This is a genomic window from Kribbella sp. CA-293567, assembly GCF_027627575.1.
In the GTDB taxonomy this organism is placed as follows: Bacteria; Actinomycetota; Actinomycetes; order Propionibacteriales; family Kribbellaceae; genus Kribbella.
On sequence record NZ_CP114065.1, the window covers coordinates 6,138,565 to 6,159,967 of the forward strand.

9 protein-coding genes are annotated in these 21,403 nt (G+C 68.8%); 6 read left to right on the forward strand and 3 right to left on the reverse strand.

The genetic code is table 11. The features are described 5' to 3' along the window. Nucleotides 1-22: 22 nt before the first annotated feature. Nucleotides 23-1,204: a M48 family metalloprotease gene (locus OX958_RS28460; RefSeq protein ID WP_270132929.1), complete on the forward strand. Its 1,182-nt coding sequence runs from the start codon at nt 23-25 to the stop codon at nt 1,202-1,204. After that, entirely contained in the window at nt 1,201-6,495 is a 5,295-nt protein-coding gene (locus OX958_RS28465; RefSeq protein ID WP_270132931.1) for an AAA domain-containing protein, read from the forward strand. Before OX958_RS28460 ends, OX958_RS28465 begins: the two co-directional genes overlap by 4 nt. Before the next feature lie 45 nt (nt 6,496-6,540). On the opposite strand, the gene OX958_RS28470 is transcribed toward OX958_RS28465, so the two are convergent. After that, nucleotides 6,541-7,383 carry a tryptophan 2,3-dioxygenase gene (locus tag OX958_RS28470; protein WP_270132933.1) on the reverse strand — a complete coding sequence of 281 codons (843 nt, stop codon included), beginning with the start codon at nt 7,381-7,383 and terminating at the stop codon, nt 6,541-6,543. 169 nt (nt 7,384-7,552) lie between these two features. Between OX958_RS28470 and OX958_RS28475 the strand changes: the two genes are divergently transcribed. The 4 genes from OX958_RS28475 to OX958_RS28490 all read left to right on the forward strand — a co-directional run bounded on the left by OX958_RS28475 (nt 7,553) and on the right by OX958_RS28490 (nt 15,606). Further along, nucleotides 7,553-9,430 carry a hypothetical protein gene (locus OX958_RS28475; protein ID WP_270132935.1) on the forward strand — a complete coding sequence of 626 codons (1,878 nt, stop codon included), beginning with the start codon at nt 7,553-7,555 and terminating at the stop codon, nt 9,428-9,430. A gap of 223 nt (nt 9,431-9,653) precedes the next feature. Further along, on the forward strand, nt 9,654-11,030 hold the full coding sequence (locus tag OX958_RS28480; protein WP_270132936.1) for a glycoside hydrolase family 76 protein: 1,377 nt from the start codon (nt 9,654-9,656) through the stop codon (nt 11,028-11,030). Continuing rightward, entirely contained in the window at nt 11,027-13,786 is a 2,760-nt protein-coding gene (locus OX958_RS28485) for an AbfB domain-containing protein (RefSeq protein ID WP_270132938.1), read from the forward strand. Before OX958_RS28480 ends, OX958_RS28485 begins: the two co-directional genes overlap by 4 nt. 2 nt (nt 13,787-13,788) lie before the next feature. Beyond that, a complete protein-coding gene (locus tag OX958_RS28490) occupies nt 13,789-15,606 on the forward strand; it encodes a glycoside hydrolase family 76 protein (RefSeq protein ID WP_270132940.1) in 1,818 nt (605 codons plus the stop codon). Between the two features lie 247 nt (nt 15,607-15,853). On the opposite strand, the gene OX958_RS28495 is transcribed toward OX958_RS28490, so the two are convergent. Both OX958_RS28495 and OX958_RS28500 read right to left on the reverse strand, forming a co-directional pair. Next, nucleotides 15,854-20,386 (reverse strand): heparinase II/III domain-containing protein, encoded by a 4,533-nt coding sequence (locus tag OX958_RS28495; protein ID WP_270132941.1) that lies wholly within the window; start codon nt 20,384-20,386, stop codon nt 15,854-15,856. Then, nucleotides 20,383-21,402 carry a Gfo/Idh/MocA family protein gene (locus OX958_RS28500; RefSeq protein ID WP_270132942.1) on the reverse strand — a complete coding sequence of 340 codons (1,020 nt, stop codon included), beginning with the start codon at nt 21,400-21,402 and terminating at the stop codon, nt 20,383-20,385. The genes OX958_RS28495 and OX958_RS28500 overlap by 4 nt, the downstream gene beginning before the upstream one ends. Nucleotide 21,403: the final 1 nt, after the last annotated feature.

Below are 21,403 nucleotides of genomic sequence, written 5' to 3' on the forward strand. Positions count from 1 at the left end.
TGCGGCTGGTTAGGGTGACGCTGTGGTCAAAACGCTCTTGCCGCTGGGGTATCACCGGTCCGTGCTCACGCACCTGCGCCGGGTGGACGAGCGCGCCTGGGCGGCGCTGCACGACGAGCAGGCGCAGGACTCGGCGTTGAGCGAGGTGCTGCTGCGCAACACTTATCGGCTGGAGGCCGGCGGCCATCCCGAGCTGCACGCGGCGGGGCTGCGCGCCGCGGAGGCGCTGGGGCTGCAGGTGGAGCTCGAGTTCTACCAGGCACAGGGCGCGGGTCAGCCGAATGCTTCTCTCCTCCATCAGCGAGAGCGGGCGATCATCCTCTTCGAGGGACCGCTGCTGGAGCGACTGGACGCCGACGAGCTGACCGCGGTCTGCGGGCACGAGCTGGCGCATCGCGTGTTGTGGACGCTCGAAGACGGCGCCTACCTCGCTGTCGATCGGTTGCTCGACGCCGCCGCAGGCGACGCGCGGACTCCCGCGCAGTACTTGGAGACGCATCGCCGCTGGACGATGGCCTGCGAGCTGTTCGCCGACCGCGGCGCCTTGGTCGCCTGCGGAGACCTCGGTACGACGGTGAGCGCGTTGCTGAAGGTCCAGACCGGTCTGGGCTCCGTGGACCCGGCGGCCTATCTCCGGCAGGCAGGTGAGCTGGACCTGAGCACCGGCAGCCGTGGCACGAGTCACCCCGAAGGAGTCGCTCGCGCTTGGGCGCTGCAGACCTGGCTGGCCGACGAAGACGTCGAGGTGCTGCTGACCGGGCCGCTGGACGTCGACTCGCCGGACCTGCTCGATGCCGTCCTGTTGCGCGAGCTGAGCACCGATTTCGCCGCCCACATCGCGCAGGCGGAAGGGCTGCGGTCGGACACGGTCGCCACCTACGCCGCCGGCTTCGCTGATCCGCCCGGGCCCCTCGGTGTGCCGGGCGGTGTGGTGCCGCGGTTCGACGAACCGCTGGCGATCCGTCCGGTCGACGGCGCTCCGATCCCGCGACCCCGGGTGCTGACCGCCGCGACCCGGCAGTACCTCTGCTATCTGTTGCTCGACCTTGCGACCGCCGATCCCGAGCTGGGGGACGACGGCCTGGTCGCTTCGCTGACGCTGGCGCGCCGCGCGGGTCTTGCGGAGTACGACGATCTGGCCGACGACGAGCTGGGCTGGAGCAACCAGCGCCGTGCCGAGCTGACCCGGGCGGTGACGTCATGAAGGACCTGGTCGCGCTCGCCGTGTCGCAGGGCGGCCTCGGTAACGACGCGCTGCTGGCTGCCGTGCTGCCGCTGTTCCACGCGACCGCGGAGGTGCACGAGCGTGGGCTGGTGGCGCCGCTGCGTGGTCTCGAGCGGATTACCGCCGACGATCGCACCAGGCTGGGTTTCGCCCCCGAAGACGCCGGCCGGCCGTTGATCGAGACCGCTCAGCTCGCCGCCAGGGAAGGGCATCGCGGTGCCGCGGTCGAGGTCGTGGCACATCGGCAGGTGCAGCTGGATCTCGGCGAGAGCGGCGGCCGGCAGCAGGTGCAGGTGACCGAGCCGGTGCCGGAGGCGATCACCGCGCCGGTGCTCGTGCCGGGCTGGCAGAGCTGGGAGCACGTGCTCGGTCATCACGATCCGCTGACCGACATCTTCAGCCTCGGGCAGCTCCTGCTGGGCCTCGGCTGCGGCCTCGACCTGTCGGAGCCGGAGTCCGTCGCCCAGCTGATCGGGGCCCGCGGCAACTACTACCGGCTGGCCGGCTCGCTCCATCCGGTGATCGTGTCGGTCGCGTCCCAGATGGCCGAGCCCGACCGTCATCACCGCGCCCAGGATCTGCGCTCACTGACCGAGCAGCTGGAGAACTACCGCGACCAGCCGCTCGACTTCGACGTCGACGCGATCACGCAGGGCACCGCCGACCGGCGGGAAGCAGTGCTGACCGCCTTGCGGGACAGGCTTTTCGACCTCTCCCGGCGCAACCGGCTGGTCAACTTCCGGCACACCGCCCAGACGGTCAACCTCACCGAGGTCTCCGTGCCGCTGATGCTCGACGTCCGCAACATCCGCGCCGAGCAGCTTTTCACCTGGAACGCCGACCTCGCCGGTCTGCTGGTCAACGGCAAGGCCCAGACCCTCGGCAAGTGGATCCGGTACGACGAGGCGCCGTACGCCGCGGGCGCGCTGGACAAGCTGATCTCGACGGCCAGACGCGACCGCGCGGAGTACGGGCAGGACCAGTTGCGGCTCGTCCCGGCGTTCCTGCGCTGGCACGACCTCAAGAACGATCCCGACACCCGGCTGACGTCGCCGCTGGTGCTGGTGAAGGTCGAGCTCGCGAAGAAGCGGGGCGTGCGCGACTCCTACACGGTGCGGATCACCGATCCGGTGGCCGAGATCAACCCGACGCTGCGGCATCACCTGCACCAGTTGTACGGGATCAAGCTGCCGGCTCGGGTGGATCTGACCGAGCCGGACGCCCTCGGCGTACTGCACGAGCGGTTGCGGGCCGAGTTGCAGGCCTCGGAGCCGGGGCTGCAGTTGCACCTGCGGTCGAAGCCCCGGATCGACCTGGTCCGGCAGCGCGCGATGGTGAAGCTGCGCAGCTACCGCCGTCGGCAGCACGGGAACACGGCGAACGAGTTCGGCGGCCGACGCTACCCGTACTCCTACCGCCGGTCGGACTACGAGCCGCTCGGGGTCCAGATCTTCCGCAATCAGCTTGCGGTGCAGGAGTTGCCGCTGAGTGTGGTGTTCGGCGAGCCGCGGCGGCCAGGAGCGATCGAGACCGACACCTACGTGCTGGAGACCGGCGACGGCAGCCCGTACTCGTGGGACGTCGATCTGTGCGCGGTCGCCTTGGCCAACTTCAACTACCGGACACTCGGGCTCGTGCGCGACTACGACGAACTGCTGGACACCGGGCGGTCCTGTCCGTCGTTCGACCAGTTGTTCTCGGACCGACCCCGGCCGTTGGTCTCCGACCCGCCGGAACTGCCGACGTCCGAGCGGCATCTGGTGGTGCCTGCGGACGGTTCGCAGGTGGCTGCGGTGGCCCGCGCGCAACGCGGCGAGAGCTTCGTCATCCAGGGACCGCCGGGGACCGGTAAGTCCCAGACGATCACCAACATGATCGCCGACTTCGTGGCGCGCGGTCAGCGGGTGCTGTTCGTCTGCCAGAAGCGCGCGGCGCTCGACGTCGTCCACGCGCGGCTGGTGAGCCGGCGCCTGGACGGACTCTGCACGCTGATCCACGACTCCCAAGCCGACAAGAAGGCGTTCGTGCACGGGTTGCGCGACACCTACGAAGCCTGGCTCGCCGCGGACGATGATCTCGACCCCCTGACCGTACGCCGCGACGCGCTGGTGGCTCGCGTCGATCGGCTGCTCGGCACCGTCGGTGACTTCGAAGCCCAGCTTGCCGCCGGGACACCCTCGCTTCGCACTGTCGTCGGCACTCTGGCCGAGCTGCGCTCGCACGAGTGGGGCGCTTCGCTCGACGCCGCCCAGCGCCGCCTGATCCCGGCTCCGAGTGACTGGTGGACAGCTCGCGAGGTCGTCCGCGAGCTCTCGACAGGCCTGGCCACCGCAGACCCGGCCAGCCAGGGCATTCTCGCCCGCAGCCCGCTGAGCCTCATCGCCCCGGCCGTCTGGTCGTCGCCCGGAGCCGACACCGAGATTCCCGCGATCGCGGCCGAAGCCCGCAACGCCTGGTCGGCAGTCGCCGCCGCGCTCACCGGTCTCCGCGCGCCCGACCTGGCTGACGCGCCCGACCTCGCTGACGCGCTCGACGCGCCCGACCTGGCTGACGCGCTCGACGCGCCCGACCTGGCTGACGCGCTCGACGCGCCCGACCTGGCTGACGCGCTCGACGCGCCTGACGTGGTTGACGCGCCTGACACGCCTGACGTGGTTGCCCACCGCGAACGGCTGGACGGAGTGCCGACCGCGTCCCAGAGCCGGTGGCAGGACGTCGAGCTCGGAGTCATCCGGCGACTGGCTGCGCTCGGGACGAGCATGTTGCCCCTCGCCGAGCGCGGCAGGACCGGCGTACTCGACAGCGGTTCGGCGGACTCTCGTGAGCTTCGTGCCGCCGCGGCCGAGCATGATGCCTTGTTGACGGCCGAGCGCGCCGCGTGGACCGAGACGGCAGGCTGGACCGACCCCCTTCCGCCGGCCGACGCGCGCTCTGCGCTTCTCGTTGCCCAAAGCAAAGAAGGCGGCCTGCTCTCCTTCCTCTCCGGTGATTGGCGGCGGGTGAGGTCTCTGGTCCGTTCCCGCTTCGACGGCTCCACCCGGGCGGTCCAGCCATCGGTGGTCGAGATTCTCACCACGCTGCTGGCGGCCCACGACGCTTCCGCCGCCGTGACCGGCAGCGCCGAAAAGTTCAGCCGCGAGTGGGGCACGACCAACCCGGCCGACCTGGCTCAGACGATCCAGACCATGACACAGGATCCGGCCGTAACCGCATGGCTCGCCACTCTGGCCACCCCCGACCAGCCGGGCAGCACACTCTCCAGCGCGGTCGTCACGGCGCTCGCGCAGGCGGGACGCGTCCTGGCAGAGGCGGAGGCGGTGACGTCGCGCTTGCTGATCGACGAGTACCAGCAGCGGACGCTCGAAGGTGTGCGCGAGGTGGTCGAGGTGCTGGCCGGCGGCGGATTGGTGCCGGTGGTGCAGCGACTGGTCCCGGTGATGCGCCGCTTGGGCGAAGCGCCGGCTGCCGTGCAGGCCGCCGTACGGGAGTTGGAGGCGACTCCCGACCAACTCGAGTACGCCGTGTCCGCACTGCACTGGGAGCGGGCTCGCGCGGCGACACCGCTGCTCGGTGAGGTGACCTCCGCGCGGCTCGACTCGATCGTCGGCGAGCTGAGCCTGGTGTACGACGAGCTGACCAAGGTCAACGCCGAGGTGGTGGTGTCCGGCGTACGGCGCCGCTTCCTGACCGAGCTCGCCCACTCCGAGCTCAGCGTGACCGGCATGTCGCCGGAGGACCGCGAACGCAAGAAGACCTTCGCCACCGGCCGGCGCGAACTGGAGCACGAGTTCGGCAAGGTGATGCGCTACAAGTCGATCCGCGATCTCGCCTCCGGCGCGTCCGGCCGGGTCGTCTCGCTGCTTCGCCCGGTCTGGCTGATGAGTCCGTCGTCGGTCTCCGACACCCTGCCCCTGGACACCTTCTTCGACGTCGTCATCTACGACGAGGCCAGTCAGATCCCGGTCGAGGAGGCGATACCTGCCCTGCACCGCGCTCCCCAGGTGATTGTCGTCGGCGACCAGATGCAGCTGCCACCCACGCAGTACTTCCGGGTCACCACCCCGGCCGCGGATCCCGACGACGAGGCCGAGCAGGTCGGGGTCGCCCTGTCCGACGACAGCTTCCTGGCGATCAGCGCGCTACGGCTCGCCTCGACGATGCTGACCTGGCACTACCGCAGCCGCTCCGAGGCCCTGATCTCCTTCAGCAACGCGGCGTTCTACCAGGGGCGGCTCGCCACCATCCCCGATCGGTTGCCGGCCCGTTCCGCGCCCCCGTGGACGCTCCGCGCGGGAGACGAGTCACCGTCCCAGGTCACCGAGGTGGTCGACGGGATGCTGGCCGGCAGCATCACCGCGGTACGGGTGGCCGACGGCGTCTACGTCCGGCGGACCAATCCGGCGGAGGCACGGTGGATCGCCGGGCTGGTCCGCGAGCTGCTGGCGCGCGACACCGGCAAGAGCCTGGGGATCGTCGCGTTCTCGGAGGCCCAGCAGGGCGAGATCGAGCGGGCCCTGGACGAGCTGGCCGAGGCCGATCCGGAGTTCGGCACGCGGTACGAGGCCGAGCAGGTCCGCACCCGCGACGAGCAGGACGCCGGTCTGTTCGTGAAGAACCTGGAGAACGTCCAGGGCGACGAGCGCGACGTCGTCATCATGAGCGTCTGCTACGCGGCCGGACCGGACGGGCGGATGCTGATGAACTTCGGCCCGATCAACACCTCGGGTGGCGAGAAGCGGCTGAACGTCATCTTCAGCCGGGCCCGTCAGCACATGGTGATCGTCAGCAGCATCGAGCCGGAAGCGATCACCAACACCTACAACGACGGCGCCAACACCCTGCGCCGCTTCCTCGGCTACGCCAACGCCGTCTCCCAGGCGAACGCCGAAGCCACCCGCGCGGCGCTCTCGCACTATCCGGCCCGTGCCACCGCGACTTCACAGGTGGCCAGGTCCGCGGTGGTGGAGCAGCTGACGCAGGCCCTGCGGGAGAACGGCGTCATCGTGGAGACCGCGGTCGGCGAGTCCGTCTTCCGCTGCGACCTCGCGCTCCGTCTTCCGGACGACACCGGGCATCGCCTGGCCGTGCTGGTGGACACGCCGGAGCGCCTGGCCGCCGACACGCTGCTGGAGCGCCTGACCACCCATCCTCGCGCTCTGGCAACCGGCGGCTGGCGCACCCATCACGTTCTCACCGGCGACTGGAACACCGCCCCGGACGCAGTACTGGCTCGGCTGCTGGACACGCTCAAGCGCCCGGCAGACGACTAGCAGGCCGGGCATCGACTGCCTCGGTCGGCCTGCCAGCTCGGTGGGTCAGAGCGAGCTGCGGAGCTGCCAGAGCAGCGGGTAGTAGCGCAGGTCGAGACGGCTGCGCAGGTAGCCGGCGCCGGACGAACCGCCGGTGCCGGGTTTCGTGCCGATCATCCGCTCGACCATCACCACGTGGCGGGCGCGCCAGGCAGCGGCGAGTTCGTCGTGCTGGAGCAGCGCTTCGGCCAGCTCCCAGATCTCGGCGTAACTGCCGCGATCGCCGGCCACCGTCTGGAGCGCCTTGCGGAGGTCGTCCTCGTCGGCGGTGGAGAAACCTGCCCGGTCGAGCACCGACAGGAAGGCGTCCCACAGGGTCGGCTCGGTCAGCCGCTGATCGAGCCGGACCTTCTCTGCCTCCGACAGCCCACGGAAGCGCTTCACGAACGACGGGTCCTTGGCCGCGGACAGGAACTCGATCTCCCGGAACTGCACCGACTGGAACCCGCTGGCCGGCGACAACCGGTGCCGGAACTCACCGAAGTCCTGCGGCGTCATCGTCTCCAGGATGTCGACCTGCTGGGTCAGCGTCCGCTCGATCGTGTGCACCCGCCGCAGCAGGTGCTGGGCCCGCCAGATCTGGCCGGCCAGCATCGCGTCCCGCGACGCCGTCATCTCGTGCAGCACCTGCTTGAACCACAGCTCGTAGACCTGGTGGATCGTGATGAACAGCAGCTCGTCGTGCGCCGGCGGGTCCGACTCCAGCCGCTGCTGATCGAGCAGCTCGCCCAACCGCAGGTAGCTGCCGTAGGTGAGCCGCCCACCTTCTTCGCCGAAGTGGACGTCGACCCCGTCCCACCGGCCGGTCACCGCTTCACCGCTGGGCTGAATTCCGCTCTTCTCGCTCACGGGCCGAGGATAACCGGGATCACCGCGGGTGAGATCGGCCTTACAACGAGTCCGGCATCCGCCACAACGAGTCCGGCATCCGTCGGCTCCCAGGTGTGACCAGGAGCAATGTCGCTCGTTGGGCTCTCGGTGGGGTGCTAGAGCCGATCTGAGGAGTAGGTAGCCAGTCATGGGCCACATCGACGTTTTGGCCGACCGCGGCACCAGTCCTGCCGGAACCGCGGCGCCGGCCCTCGGCCCGGCCGAGGTCGAAGCAGCATTGCTGGACGGCTATCCGCGGCTGGTCCGGCTCGCGTACCTGATCCTGCCCGCCTCACTCGGCCGGCATCGGCGCATCCTGACCGCGCACGGCGTCGTCCAGCGCGCGCTTCCGGACCGCCGCCGGCTCGAGCGGCAGCTGACCGGCGAGACCGACGCCTTCGACTTCCTTCGCCGCCGCGTCGTCCGGGACGCCATCAAACAAGCCTCCTCCCGTACGCCGCTCCGCCTCCTCCCGCAGGTCTGGGGTCTCCGGCTGTTCCCGCAGTCCGGCGCCGCCGACGACCTCGCGCTGGACCTGGCGCTGAGCAGCCTGAGCCCCGAGGCGCGGGCAGCCTGGGCACTCGTGCGAGCCGAGCGGCTCTGCGTGGACGAGACCGAGCTGCAACTGCGGGCGATGGGGATCCAGCACCCTCAGGCCGCGATCAACGAGGCTGCCCTCCTTGAGGAGAGCACAGCCGCCGGCCTGGGTGGTCCGCTGGATGCCTCGGTCTTCGACCCCTGCGACGTCCGCTTGGCCCCGACCGACCTGATGCGCCGCAAGGCCCGCGGCCGCGCGGTGGCCATCGCTGTCACAGGAGTCATCGCGCTGGCCATCTTGGTCTCGCTGATCGCCACGGCCGGTGCCGAAGAACCAGCAGCCGGCCCGCAGCAGTCGCAGAACCGCCTGGTGCTCGCGTCGAAGCTGACGGCCGACGGACTGCGTCGTACCGACGCGAACCGCTGGCAGGACACAGCACGCGTCGACTTCACCGCCTGGGCACCGCGCGGCGATCTCCTGGCAGACAAGGCACTCCTGACCAAGGCGCTCAGCGCTTGGTCCACCGGCGCCGGTGTCACCGCAGTAGCCGGTACGCCGACCGCTGCGCCCAACCAGCCCCCACAACTCCTGTACGCCGGCACCGTGGACAGCAAGCCCATAGTCCTCCTGTACGACGGCCAGCGTCTCGCCCGCTACACCGCAGGCGCAGGACTCGTCGTGGCTCGCGCCGACGACGCAGACGTCACCACGGCCGCCGCAGTCGCCATCAGTGAATCAGCCAAAGGTGTTCGCTTCCTCACGGCCCCTTGGATCGCCACGGTAGGCCTGCGGGACCTGGTGAAGCCCAACTCGCGGTCAACCGGTCTCGACCGGGTCGACGGCATCACCGCCGCAGTTGCTGCCCCCACCTGCTCCTCCTGGCCCACACTGCAGCTCCGGTCGGCGTCGACGGTCGCAGAGAAGCACGCTTTCCTGCTGACGCATCTGGGCGGGCTCAGTCCGGTGCACCTCACCTACATGCCACCGCCGTCGAGTGGCGCCGCACGGTCCCCTCGCGAAGCGACCAGCAGCGCTGCCCTGCTCGGCTGGGCAAAGACCGCTTGCAGCCTGCAATCCCTTCAGAACCAGGGCATCCGGTCCGCCAACAACTGGATCTTCGCCGAGCAGCCATTGCCGGGTGGCGGCCGTGGCAGCTGGGTCTGCACCCGCTCGGACACCTGGGAAGGCAACGGCTGGGCCAGTGCTCACCTGCTGGCCCCCGGCGTACCTGCCGCCGCTGCGGGCCAGGCGGTCAACACCGCTGCCTGCAGCCGCTTCGACCAGAACGTCTTGGCCTCCACCTACTGGAAGGCGCCGGCCGGTGGTTCCTACCTCCTGGCCGCCGGTAGCCGCAGGGTGGATCGCATCATGGTCAACGGCAAGGCGTTCAAGGGCAATCTGGTCACCCAGCCCGCCAGGAGCACGCGAGCTGTCACCGTTACGGGCCGACTCACCACCGGCACCACTCTCACTGCGCTGAACAAGTAGCTGGGCCAGGTGAAGGCGTCGGCCTGGTCCGACGTTTTCCCACAAATTCGATCACCTTCAGTATTGACGTCTTCACACAGCGCGCCCTACTTTCAATGAAAGCGCTCTCTTCCTCCGCCCCAGGGAGAACATCATGATCGTTGGAATCGTTTCCGTTGTCGCCCTGACAACGATGTCTGCTCCGGTCGGAGCTCCTCCGCCGGTCCCACCCTCCACTCCGGCGGTGAGCGTGGCAGTCCAGGCGACCATCTGCAACAAGTACTGCGACTCCCGCGATCCGGCCCTCTCCCCCGGCGACCGGTCCCCCGTCACCGCGGGGATCTTCGGCCGGACGATCCGGCTGCACTTCGACGACGCCGATGCGATGGGCTGGGCGTCGATCGCGAACGGCAGCCCCGGCGACGAGGTCTGGCTGGACCGCTCGATGGACGGTGGCCGCAGCTGGTCCGGTGACAGCCGGCTCGGCAACACCGTCGTTCCCGGCGGCCAGACCGGCTGGCGCAGCCAGATGTTCAACGTCGACGACTGGAACAACCAGGGCGTCGGTGCGCTCCGAGCCTGCGGCAAGGCCGGCGACCGCGGCGAGATCGCCTGTACGCCGTGGGCGCGCACCACCTGGAACGCGTGGGACCGGCGGACCGCCGCGGCGACCGCGCAGATGCAGTTCTACAACCGGTCGACCGGGCTCTTCGACACGACCGGCTGGTGGAACTCGGCCAACGCGCTCACCGCGATCATCGACAACGCCCGGGTGTCGGGCATGAACAGCTACCGGTACGCGATCGGCCGCACGTACGACCTGAACCTCAACGCCCAGCAGGGTCAGTTCCGCAACGACTACATCGACGACACCGGCTGGTGGGGTCTCGCGTGGATCGCTGCCTACGATCTGACCGGCGAAGCGCGGTACCTGCGGACGGCCCGGGCCGACGCCGACCACATGGCGGCGCACTGGGACAACACCTGCGGCGGCGGGGTCTGGTGGAGTCAGGCGAAGACCTACAAGAACGCGATCACCAACTCGCTGTACATCCAGCTGAGCGCTGCCCTGCACAACCGGATCGCGGGCGACACGACGTACCTGCAACGGGCGCAGAACGGCTGGACCTGGTTCCAGCAGACCCAGATGATCAACAGCTCGAACCTGGTGAACGACGGCATCAGTCTCACCACCTGCAAGAACAACGGAGACGTTGCCTGGAGCTACAACCAGGGAGTGTTGCTCGGAGCCCTCACCGAGTTGTCCAAGGCCACCGGGAACACCAGCTACCTCACCAGAGCCCGGCAGATCGCGGATGCCGCGACCACCTCCGCAAGCTTGAACACCGCCGACGGAATCCTCCGAGAGCCCTGTGAGAGTGGGGATTGCGCCGGTGACGGGCCGTCGTTCAAGGGTGCGCACGTCCGCGGTCTCGGCCAGCTGAACGCCGCGCTGTCCGACCGCCCGTACACGGGCTACCTCAAACGGCAGGCCGATCGGGCCTTCGCCGCCGACCGGACGCCGATGGATCAGTACGGTCTGCGCTGGTACGGCCCGATCGACAAACTCGACGCGGCCCGCCAGCACAGCGCCCTCGACCTGCTGAACGCGGTCTCGTGAAGCGCCGCCTCGCACTGACGGCCGCGCTGATCGCCGGCCTGCTGGCATCCGCGCTGGCCACACCAGCCGCAGGCGCAGTACCGAGTGGAGAACGTGAGACGGCAGCAGTCGCGTTCGCCCCGAAGCCTCCTCGCCTGCCGACTCCTTGGTCCAACCAGGTCTCGACCAGCAATCCGCTGCCGGAGTACCCGCGACCGCAACTCACCCGCTTCCAATGGCAGAGCCTCAACGGCATCTGGCAGTTCGCGCCCGCCGCAAACCTCGACACCCCACCGGTCGGCGTCAACCTGGCCGAGGAAGTCCTGGTGCCCTTCCCGATCGAGTCGGCGCTGTCCGGCATCGAACGGCACGAGCACCGGATGTACTACCGCCGCACCTTCACGGTGCCGGCCGGCTGGTCCGGTCAGCGGATCCAGCTCAACTTCGGCGCGGTCATGTGGCAGTCCAAGGTGTGGGTCAACGGCACTCTGCTCGGCACCCACGAGGGCGGCTACGACGCGTTCTCGTACGACGTGACGCCGGCGCTGCGGGCAGGATCCAACGAGATCATCGTCGGCGTCCGGAACCCCGTCGACGCCGAGGACATCCCGCTCGGCAAGCAGCGGCTGAACCGCGGCGGCATCTGGTACACCCCGACCTCGGGCATCTGGCAGACAGTCTGGCTCGAGCCGACCAGCGCCGCGCGGATCACCCGCCTCGACACCACCCCGAACGTCGCCGCGGGCGCTCTGGACCTGACCGTCCAGGGCACCTCCGGTCAGACCGTCACCGCTCAGGTCGTCTCCGGCGGTCAAGTGGTCGGCCAGGCGACCGGTACGACCGGCACGCAGTTCCGCATCCCGGTCCCCAACGCCAGACTGTGGTCCCCCGACGACCCTTTCCTGTACGACCTCAGGGTCACCCTGGGCAGCGGCGACAGCGTCGGTGGGTACTTCGGGATGCGGTCGGTCGGCAAGGCGATGCTCGGCGGCGTCCTGCGACCGACCCTCAACGGCAAGTTCGTCTTCCAGCTCGGCACCCTGGACCAGGGCTACTGGCCCGACGGGCTGTCCACCGCTCCCACCGACGAGGCGCTGCGGTTCGACCTCGAGCAGCAGAAGGCACTCGGCTTCAACCTGGTGCGCAAACACATCAAGGTCGAGTCGGCGCGCTGGTTCTACCACGCCGACAAGCTCGGTCTGATGGTCTGGCAGGACATGCCCTCGCTGGTGGCCGGCCGGAACGCGTCGGCGGCCGGCGAAGCGCGGTACGAGACCGAGCTGCGCCGGATGATCGAGAACCACAAGGGCATCACGTCGATCGTCCAGTGGGTCCCGTTCAACGAGGGCTGGGGCGAGTTCGACGCCGGCCGGATCGCCGACCTGGTGAAGAGCCTCGACCCGACCCGGCTGGTGAACCACAACTCGGGCTCGAACTGTTGCGACTCCGATCCCGATCCCGGCAACGGCGACGTGATCGACGACCACATGTACGTCGGGCCGGCGGTCGCCAGGACGCCCTCGGCGACCCGGATCCTCGCGCTCGGCGAGTACGGCGGACTCGGGCTGCACGTGCCCGGTCACGAGTGGTCGACCGGCGACACCTTCGCCTACGAGATGCTGCCGACTCCGGCGGCGTTGACGAACCGGTACGTGCAGATCACCAGCCAGCTCCCCGACCTGATCAACGGGTCCGGGCTGTCCGCGAGCGTCTACACCGAGCCGACCGACGTCGAGGACGAGATCAACGGTTTCTACACCTACGACCGGCAGGTCCGGAAGATGGACTTCGCCAAGGTCCGCGAGGCCAACCTCAAGGTGCTTGCCGCGGCCAAGGGGACCGTGCTGACGACCGGCAGTCTGGCGGCCCTGAAGGTGACCACCACCGGGCTCCAGACGCGCTACCTCCGGCACCTGAACGGCGTGGCCGCGACCGAGGTCGTCAATGCCGCCAGCAGCAAGGTGCTCAAGCAGGACAGTGCTTTCTGGGTCCGCCCAGGTCTGGCGGACGCTGCCTGCTACTCGTTCGAATCCCGCAACTTCCCCGGCCAGTACCTGCGGCACTCCAACTTCCGTATCCAGCGAGCAGCCAGTACTGGCGGCAGCTTCGCCGCCGATGCCACCTTCTGCGCGCGCGAGGGGCTGAGCGGCGGCGGTACGTCGCTGGAGTCGAAGAACCTGCCGGGGTACTACCTACGCCACCGCAACGCGGAGGTCTGGCTCGACCGCGACACTGGTGGTTCCTTCCGCGAGGACTCGACCTGGAACGTCGTACCGGCCTGGTGGCGAAGCGGAGCCGATCTCGCCGAGGGGCAGGTGCGCTCGTTCCGCGTGACCACCCCTGGGTACACCAACCGGTATCTGCGACACCTGGACGGCGCTGCCCGGACCGATGTCATCGATGCGGCATCACCTCTGCAAGCCAGGCAGGACGCGAGCTTCGTCGTCCGGCCGGGATTGGCGGAGAGCAGTTGTTACTCGCTGGAGTCCCGCAACTTCCCGGGACAGTACCTGCGGCATCGCGGTTACCGGCTGCACAAGGACGCCAACGACGGCACGGCCACCTATGCCAAGGACGCGACGTTCTGCGCGCAGCCGGCGCGAGCAGGCGGCACTGGGAACGTCTCGCTCCAGTCGTTCAACTACCCGACCCACTACGTGCGGCACGCCACCGAGTCCGTCTACATAGCCGTTGCCGGCGGTGGCAATCCGTGGGACGGCGCGAGCAGCTACGACGCTGACACCACCTGGGCCGACACGGCCGGGCTCGGAGGCTGAGGATGAGGGTCCTGCTGGCCACGGTCCTGCTGGCGGTGCTGCTTCCGGCACCGGCCGCCGAGGCGAAAGCCCAAGCAGTACAGGTGTGTTCGGTCGCTTGTGACACGCTGGATCCGTCGCGGGCACAGGAAGACACCTTCCCCGTGGCGGAGAAGGTGCTCAACGGACGCCGGATCGTGTTGCACGTGTCCGGCAAGGACGCGATGGGCTGGGCCAGTATCGACAACGGGACCGCGGGCAACGCGGTCTGGCTGGACCGGAGCTGGGACGGTGGCGCGACCTGGGACGGACTGTTGGGTCGAGCAACGATCCCTTCGGCCTGGACCGGAACGCGGACGCTGATGTACAACCAGGCCGATCCGGCCGGGCACCGGCGTGGCGTGATCCGGGCCTGCGGTGACGCGAGCGGTGTCGTCTGCACCGACTGGGCTCACCTCAAGGTGTGTGACACGGCCTGCGACGGCTCGACCAACCCGGTCGGCGACAGTCAGCCAGTCCCCTCCACCACGCTCTCGAATCGCCGGATCGCCCTGCACGTCGATCAACGCGGGATGGCGTGGGCGAGCATCGACACCGGCCGGGCAGGCGACGAGATCTGGCTCGACCGATCGTGGAACGAAGGCGCCTCGTGGCCGGGCGGCTCCTCTCTGGGCCGCCTCGGCGTGCCGGCTGGAGCGACCTCGGCCAGGACCGCGCTCTTCGCGACGAAGGACCCGAGATCCAAGCTGTACGGCGGCGCAGTACGGGCGTGTGGCCGAGCGGTGGAGGGAGCCGGTGGAAGCTGTACTGCGTGGGCTCGGCCGGCAACCGATCGGGCTGCTGCCGCGGCTGACGCCTTGATGTACTCCTATCGACCCGACTCCGCGTGGTGGCAGTCGAGCTGGTGGAACTCCGCCGTGGCCGTCACCACGGTGATGGACTATCAGCAGCGCACCAGCCGCACGGACCTGCGCTGGATCATCGACCGGACCTTCACCGCCAACTTGGGTGTCTTCCCGGCCGGGACGAAGAGCGGCGACGCGATCGAGGGCAACTTCATCAGCCGCGCGATCGACGACACCGAGTGGTGGGCGCTCGCCTGGATCCAGGCCTATGACCTGACCGGTGACCGCAAGTACCTCGACATGGCCGTCACCATCGCCGACTACGTGCACAGCTACTGGGACACCAGCACCTGCGGTGGCGGCGTGTGGTGGGACCGCGAACGCACCTACAAGAACGCGATCACCAACGGCCTGTACGTCCGGCTGACCGCCGCGCTGCACAACCGGCTGCCCGGTGACACCGTCTGGTTGCAACGGGCAACAACCGGCTGGAACTGGTACCAGGCCAGCGGAATGATCAACTCCGCCGACCTGGTCAACGACGGCATCACCACCAACTGCGCGAACAACGGGCAGACCGTCTGGACCTACAACCAGGGCCTCGCGATCGGCGGCGCCCTCGAACTCTGGCGAGCCACCGGCAACCCGGCCCTCCTCACCACCGCCCGCCAACTGGCCGACGCTGCGATCACCTCGTCGCTTCTCAGCCCGAACGGCATCCTGACCGAGTCCTGCGACGTCGGCAGCGCCACCTGCGACGACAACCAGAAGCAGTTCAAGGGCATCTTCATGCGCTACCTGACCGATCTGGCCGACACCACCGGCGCCGCGGCGTACCGCACCTACGCGCAGCGCCAGTCCGACACCATCTGGCAGTCCGACCGGGACTCCCTCAATCGCCTCGGCCAACGCTGGACCGGCGTCGGCCCCAACCCCCGCGACTGGCGAACCCAGGCGAGCGCCCTGGGAGGGATCCTGGCAGCCACCACCTCCTAAGCTCGCCGACCTGTCATCCTTCCCAGCAGGAGTTGGGGAGGGAAATAGCCCGGATCGGGAGGAGAACCCACCACGGCCCCGGACAAGGTCCTCCCCGCCAACCGCCCAGATTCAGAGATACAGCCACCCAAGACTCATGGCACGAATTTCAGAAGCAGGTCGCTAGCGCGGTGTCGCGATGCCTCCGCAGCACCGATGTCGTCCCGCAGGGCGCCGCAGGTCTCCTGCAGCGCCCACCACCGGTTCGTCAAGCAACGAAGGTCACCTTCAGGTAGTCGCGGCCGGCGCTGACCGCCTCGATCGGGCTGTTGTTGAGAGTCACCTTGCGTACTCCGGGCGCGTAGATCTTCATCGTGACCGGTTGCGGCCGGGCGGAGCGGCCGACGTCGATCCTGAGCGTCGTGCCGGCGTAGACCACGGAGGCCTTGTCCAGCGTGCGTGTTGCTTCGACATAGGTCCCCACCGTGGACCGCTGCAACAGGTCGACGCTACGCAAGGCGTGCTGGTCGCGCTTGATCAACGCGTAGCCGTTGCCGTCGTACAGGAGGTCGTCCTGGGTACCGTCGGCCAGGTCGACCTGCACGTGTCCGTTGGCGATTCGGCGTACCGCGGTGGTGGTCGGCGAGGTCTCCAGCAGTGTGGTGTAGCGGGTGCTGGTGACGCCTTCGCGGCGGGCCAGCACGAACGGGATCGGCGTACCGGTCGAGGCGGGGCCGGGTCCGGTTTCGTGCAGAACCTTGGTGGCCTCCGGTTCCAGGGCGGTGAGCTTCAGGCCGTCCGACCAGGTGCCGGTCCACTGACCGTCGGCTGCCGTGCCTTCGGCAACGTTGGTCAGCCGGTGGTATCCGAAGTTCTTGTCGGCCGGGTCGAGTACGCAAGGTGGGCTCGGGCAGGGCGTCGGGGTCATCGCCACCTTGCCCAGGGTGAGCGCCCCGGATCCGTGCCAGGACTGGTCGAAGGTGTGTGCCGTCGTGCCCTTCGCATCGAAGACGTCGAGGGTGTAGTCGTCGGTCATCAGCACCGCCCGGCGGAGCTCGACGTCCTTGGCCGTGGGAACGCTCGCGTACGCCCCCTGCACTTCGGCGTCGGCGACCTGGAGCCGCGGAGTGACGCCGAAGTACTTCAGGGTGCCGCGGGCGTTGCGGTCCTGGCTGGTGCCGTCGACGACCACGGTGTTGTGCGAGACGGTCTCGCGGTACCAGTTCTCGGTCAGGTCCGCGTTGGAGGCGCCGTACACCTGGCCGAGGTCTGTCGACTGCAGACCACCCGCGCCGGCCACATCGAGGTGCAACTTGTCGGCGTGACCGTGGGTGCCGCCGGGGATGCCGTAGTCGAGGCGCAGGTAGTTGGCCTGGAACGGATCGATGGCATGGACGAAGCCCAGCGTGACATCGTCGAACCAGGCGATCCCGGCGGCCTTCTCGACCACCAGACTCACCCGTACCTTCACCGTCTCAGCCGGTACGCCGGTCGCGATCGTCCTGTCGCTCCAGCCGAACGTGCCGTGGAAACTCTCCGTCCGGCTCAGCTTCACCGACCCGTCCTTGGCGAGGAAGTCCAGTTGGAGCCGGCCACCACCGCCCAACGGAACCAGCCCCACGGCACGCACCTTCGCGCCGAGGGTCAGCTTCGCCACGTTGCCACCGATCACCGGGATCTCGGTCGACCAGCCGTTGCGCTGGAGTCCGGCCCCCATCACCCCGGCTGCCCTGACTCCGCGATAGGGCAGCGGAGCGATCGCCACGCTGCCTGTCTTCGTCCAGCCGAACGCCTTGCCCTCGAAGCCGGGGTCCCGGATCAGGTTGCCGGTCCACAAATCGACATTGTCGAACCAGGCGGTTCCCTCGAGCTTCAGTTCGACACCTCGCGCTGCCGGTGGCACCTGCGCATCAAGGTGGTACGCCGCCCAGTCCGCTCCGTTGACTGGCCGGGTGCGAGTGGCAATCGCCCGACCGGCGCCATCGAGGAAGACCGCCGTGAGCTTGCCGGTGCCCTTCGCCATCGCCGACAGTTTGACGCCGGCGACCCGGCTGCCGTCGAGCGGAACGTCCTGCTGAGCACTCCCGGTGACCTTCATCGAGCGTTCGCCGTCGAACACCACGTCGCTGTCCGGCACCGCGCCGTTCAGCTTCCAGTAGTCGTCGTCCTCGAAGCCCGGGTTGGGCGTCAGGTTGCGGCCGTTCCCCGAGTGCATGGTCGCCTCGCCGAGACTCTGGTGGTTCTTGCTGCTGACCCGCAACCCCGAACTCGGCGGGACGCTGTCGGCGCCGTACCGCAACGCCCAGCGATCGGTCCTCGGGAGTTTCGCGTTCGTGTAGGCGTAGTCGAGCGCGGCGGCGAACCGCGGATCGTGGTACTGGCCGTAGGCCCATTCCGCGAACTGCGCGAAGCTCACGCCGAACCTGCGTCCCCAGTTGCCGCCGTCGCCGGCCGCGGGGATGGTCAGATCGGGATACAGGTAGGGCAGCATCGTCGTGTACATCTGCTTGAACCGCGGATCGTTCGTGTAGTCGCGCCCGTCCGGCTGTCCCTCGGGCAGATTGCGCGCAGCCGTCACCAGACTCGTGAGCGCCTGCAACGCGTAGATGTGGTAGCTGGCCGAGCCTTCCCACCACCAGCCGTCCTCCATCCGGGCCTTGTCGAGCAGGAACTCCAGGCCGGCTTCGGGGTCGCGCAGCGCGTAGGCTCGGTAGCCGGGATCGTTGATCGCGGCACCGATCGAGTAGATCCCGGCGGCGGACCAGGCCTGGAAGTTCGACGTCGAGGTCGGCCAGGAGATCAGCAGGTCGGCCATCGGCCGGAGCAGGTTCTGCTCGAGGTCCACCCGCTCCCCCGGGGTCAGGGTCTCGTGGATCAGGTCGTACGCATCGACCAGTCCGATCGAGACGACCGCCTCGTCCAGCACCTGGTAGTGCACGCGGCCGTAGAGCCCGTTCAACGGGACCGAGAGGAACCGGTCGGCGTAGTACCGGAGGATGTCCCGAGCCTTGGCCGCGTACTGCGCCCGGGCGGGATCCGTGGCCGGCGTCAACTGGTAGGCCAGACCGAGGTCGGCCGCGCCCTGCGCCGCGTTGTTGTGCCAGATCTCGATCCAGGAGCTGTCGTAGGGCTCACCGGAGTACACCTTGCCGTCGATCGGGCAGCGGTGCTCGGTGGGCTTGGCGAAGTCGAACTGCAGGGAGGTGTTCGTGCCCGGGCACTTGTAGTTGCCGCTCCAGGCGTTGTGGAACATGGTCTGATCGAGCGGCCGGGTCAGCCAGGCGTCGGCCTCGGCCTTCACCACCTTGGTGTAGGCGTCCTTGGCCCAGCCCTGCGCGGCGATCTTGTTGCGTAGGGCATCCAACTCGGCAGGGGTGTTGAAGACCTGCGGCTGCTCACCACGGTCGGCCTGGGCAGCCACGGTGGTGTTGAGCCAGGCGAGCTGAGTCAGATCGGGGGCACCGCTCGGGGCAGCGGTGAGCTTGACCTGACGGACCGCGCCGACCTGCTGACCTGGCGGAACGGTCACTGTGACTTTGGCCTGGACCGACTGTCCAGGTTGCAGCAGTGCCGTGGTGGCCGGCTCGACCTCAGCGGTGAAGGGTGTGAGCGCCGAGTCGTCGAGACCCAACCGGAAGGTGTCGGCAACCTCGCGGCGGTTGGTGATCGTGGCGTAGTGGACAACCTGGGCACCGGCCGCCGCGGACTTGGCCACGATGGTCGGTGACACCCAGTTGGACTCCGGGGTGATCGTCACGTTGTCCAGCCACATCGTGCCGCTCGCGTTCGTCACCGTGGGGATGACCTGAACCCGTTTCGTCTTCGGTGGAAGGCGCAGAGTGCCTTCGATCCGGGCCCAGTCGCGGCTGCCAGTGATGACACCGGCGATGATCGAGGAGCCGGTGTAGACCGTCTGGCCGGCCGCGTCGACGTAGGAGAAGTTGAGCGAGACGCGAACCCCACCAGGAGTGTCGGTGAAGTCGGACGAGACGATCCGGTCGGCCTTGAGATCGGCGCCCACGGTGATCACCGGCCAGGTGGCCTGGTCGATCTGGGTGGTGACGAAGCCGCCGACCTTCTTGCCGGGAACGCCCTTGATCCGCAGCGATCGCGTGCCGGACGAGACCTCGGTGGTGTCGAGATCGTAGACCTGGCTCTGGTACGGCGTACACCAGCTCGTGGCCGGGCAGGCCGGATCGGTCCCGACGGTCTCGAAGCCCGGGTTGGCCACGAGGTTGACCGGCTGCTTCGCGGTCACCGTCAGGTCGTCGAACCACACCGTCCCGACCGCCCGATCGAGCGCCAGGCTTAGGAACGCCGAGACGGTTCCAGCCGGTACGGCGTACGTGGCGGGCTGGTCGGTCCAGTCCTGCGTCCCTTGGAGGCGAATGCCTTGCCAGCTCTTGGTGCCACTCGCGTTGACGAAGGCGATGTACAGCTTCGCCTGGTTGTCCACGCTCGGTCCCTGCGTCACCCCGTCGAGCTTCATCCGTCCCGACACGGTCACCTGCGAAACTCGCCGTCCGTCCAGCCCGAAGGACGCGGAGGTGGCTCCCTCCCAGCCGGCACCGGTGGTTGAAGAGATCCGCAAAGAGCGGCCGGTGGCGGCGGTGTCCCAGGTCGTTCTGCTGGACAACGTCCAACTGGCCGGACTCGCCGCCCCGGCCTCGAACCCTGGGTTGAGCACCAGGTTGCCTGCTGGCGGCGGAGGATCGGCGGAGACTTCGGCCTGGGCTTGGCTCAAGGGTTGAACCAAGCCGGCGATCAACGCGATCGCCAGCATCGTCGCGCGGACTCTCATCGCTGCACCAGCTCGCCCAGATGCGGGACAGCGATCTGCTCGCCCGACGCCGACGATTCGTAGATCGCGATCGCCGTCGCGATCACCGACTGCCCATAAGCACCACTGACCGCGGGTTCACGATCGTCACGGCACGCCTCGACGAAGTCCTCGAGCTGCGCCCCGAAGGCCACCCCGATCTCGGATTCGGCCGCGGGCAGCAGCTGGACCTCCTCGGACTCCCGGTAGATCCACACCCCGTCACGCCGCGACAACCGCAGCGCCCCCTGCTCGCAGACGATCTCGGTCTCGTCCTGGAACGGCAGCCCGGTTCCGGCCAGCGACAGCGACACCCGTACGCCGTTCTGCAGCTGCAGCATCGCCAGCGCCTCCGTCTCGACCGACATCCCCGGCTTCTGCGCCACGTGCCCGAGCACCCGAGTTGCCGGCGCCGCCCCCAGCCACTGGGCCTTGTCGATGCTGTGGATTCCGACGTTCATCACGATGCCGCCACCGGCCAGCGATCGGTCGAAGAACCAGGCCGGCCGCGAACCCGGCGAGTAGTGCGCCGTCCGCCGCTCGGTGATCGTCAGCGGAACCCCCAGCTCCCCCGAGGTCAGGATGCGTCTGGCCTCGATCACCCCCGGCAGGAAGTGCACGACATGCCCGACCCCGAGCCGTACGCCGTACTGGCGGCAGGCGTCGATCATCAGCAGGCAGTCGCTGACGCTGGTCGCCATCGGCTTCTCCACCAGCACGTGCAGCCCGTGCCGGGCCGCGTCGACCGTGATCGGCGCGTGCAACGTGTGCGGCGCGGTCACCACCACGCCGTCCAGGTCGCAGGACCGGAACATCGCCGTGTGACTGGAGAAGGCCAGCGCTCCCGTTCGGGAAGCGAGTTCACCGGCCGCCTCGAGCCGCGGATCGCAGACGGCGGTCACCTCGACATCGGGCAGGGCAGCGGCCGCGTCGGCGTGCAGGACGGCGACGCCGCCCGCACCGACCAGACCGAGCCGGAACTTTCTGCTGTGGGTCACC

Excerpts from the sequence above, each read along its gene's own strand:
- OX958_RS28475 (WP_270132935.1), top strand. The coding sequence starts at position 7,553 with ATGGGCCACATCGACGTTTTGGCCGACCGCGGCACCAGTCCTGCCGGA.
- OX958_RS28495 (WP_270132941.1), bottom strand. The coding sequence starts at position 20,386 with ATGAGAGTCCGCGCGACGATGCTGGCGATCGCGTTGATCGCCGGCTTG.
- OX958_RS28490 (WP_270132940.1), top strand. The coding sequence starts at position 13,789 with ATGAGGGTCCTGCTGGCCACGGTCCTGCTGGCGGTGCTGCTTCCGGCA.
- OX958_RS28465 (WP_270132931.1), top strand. The coding sequence starts at position 1,201 with ATGAAGGACCTGGTCGCGCTCGCCGTGTCGCAGGGCGGCCTCGGTAAC.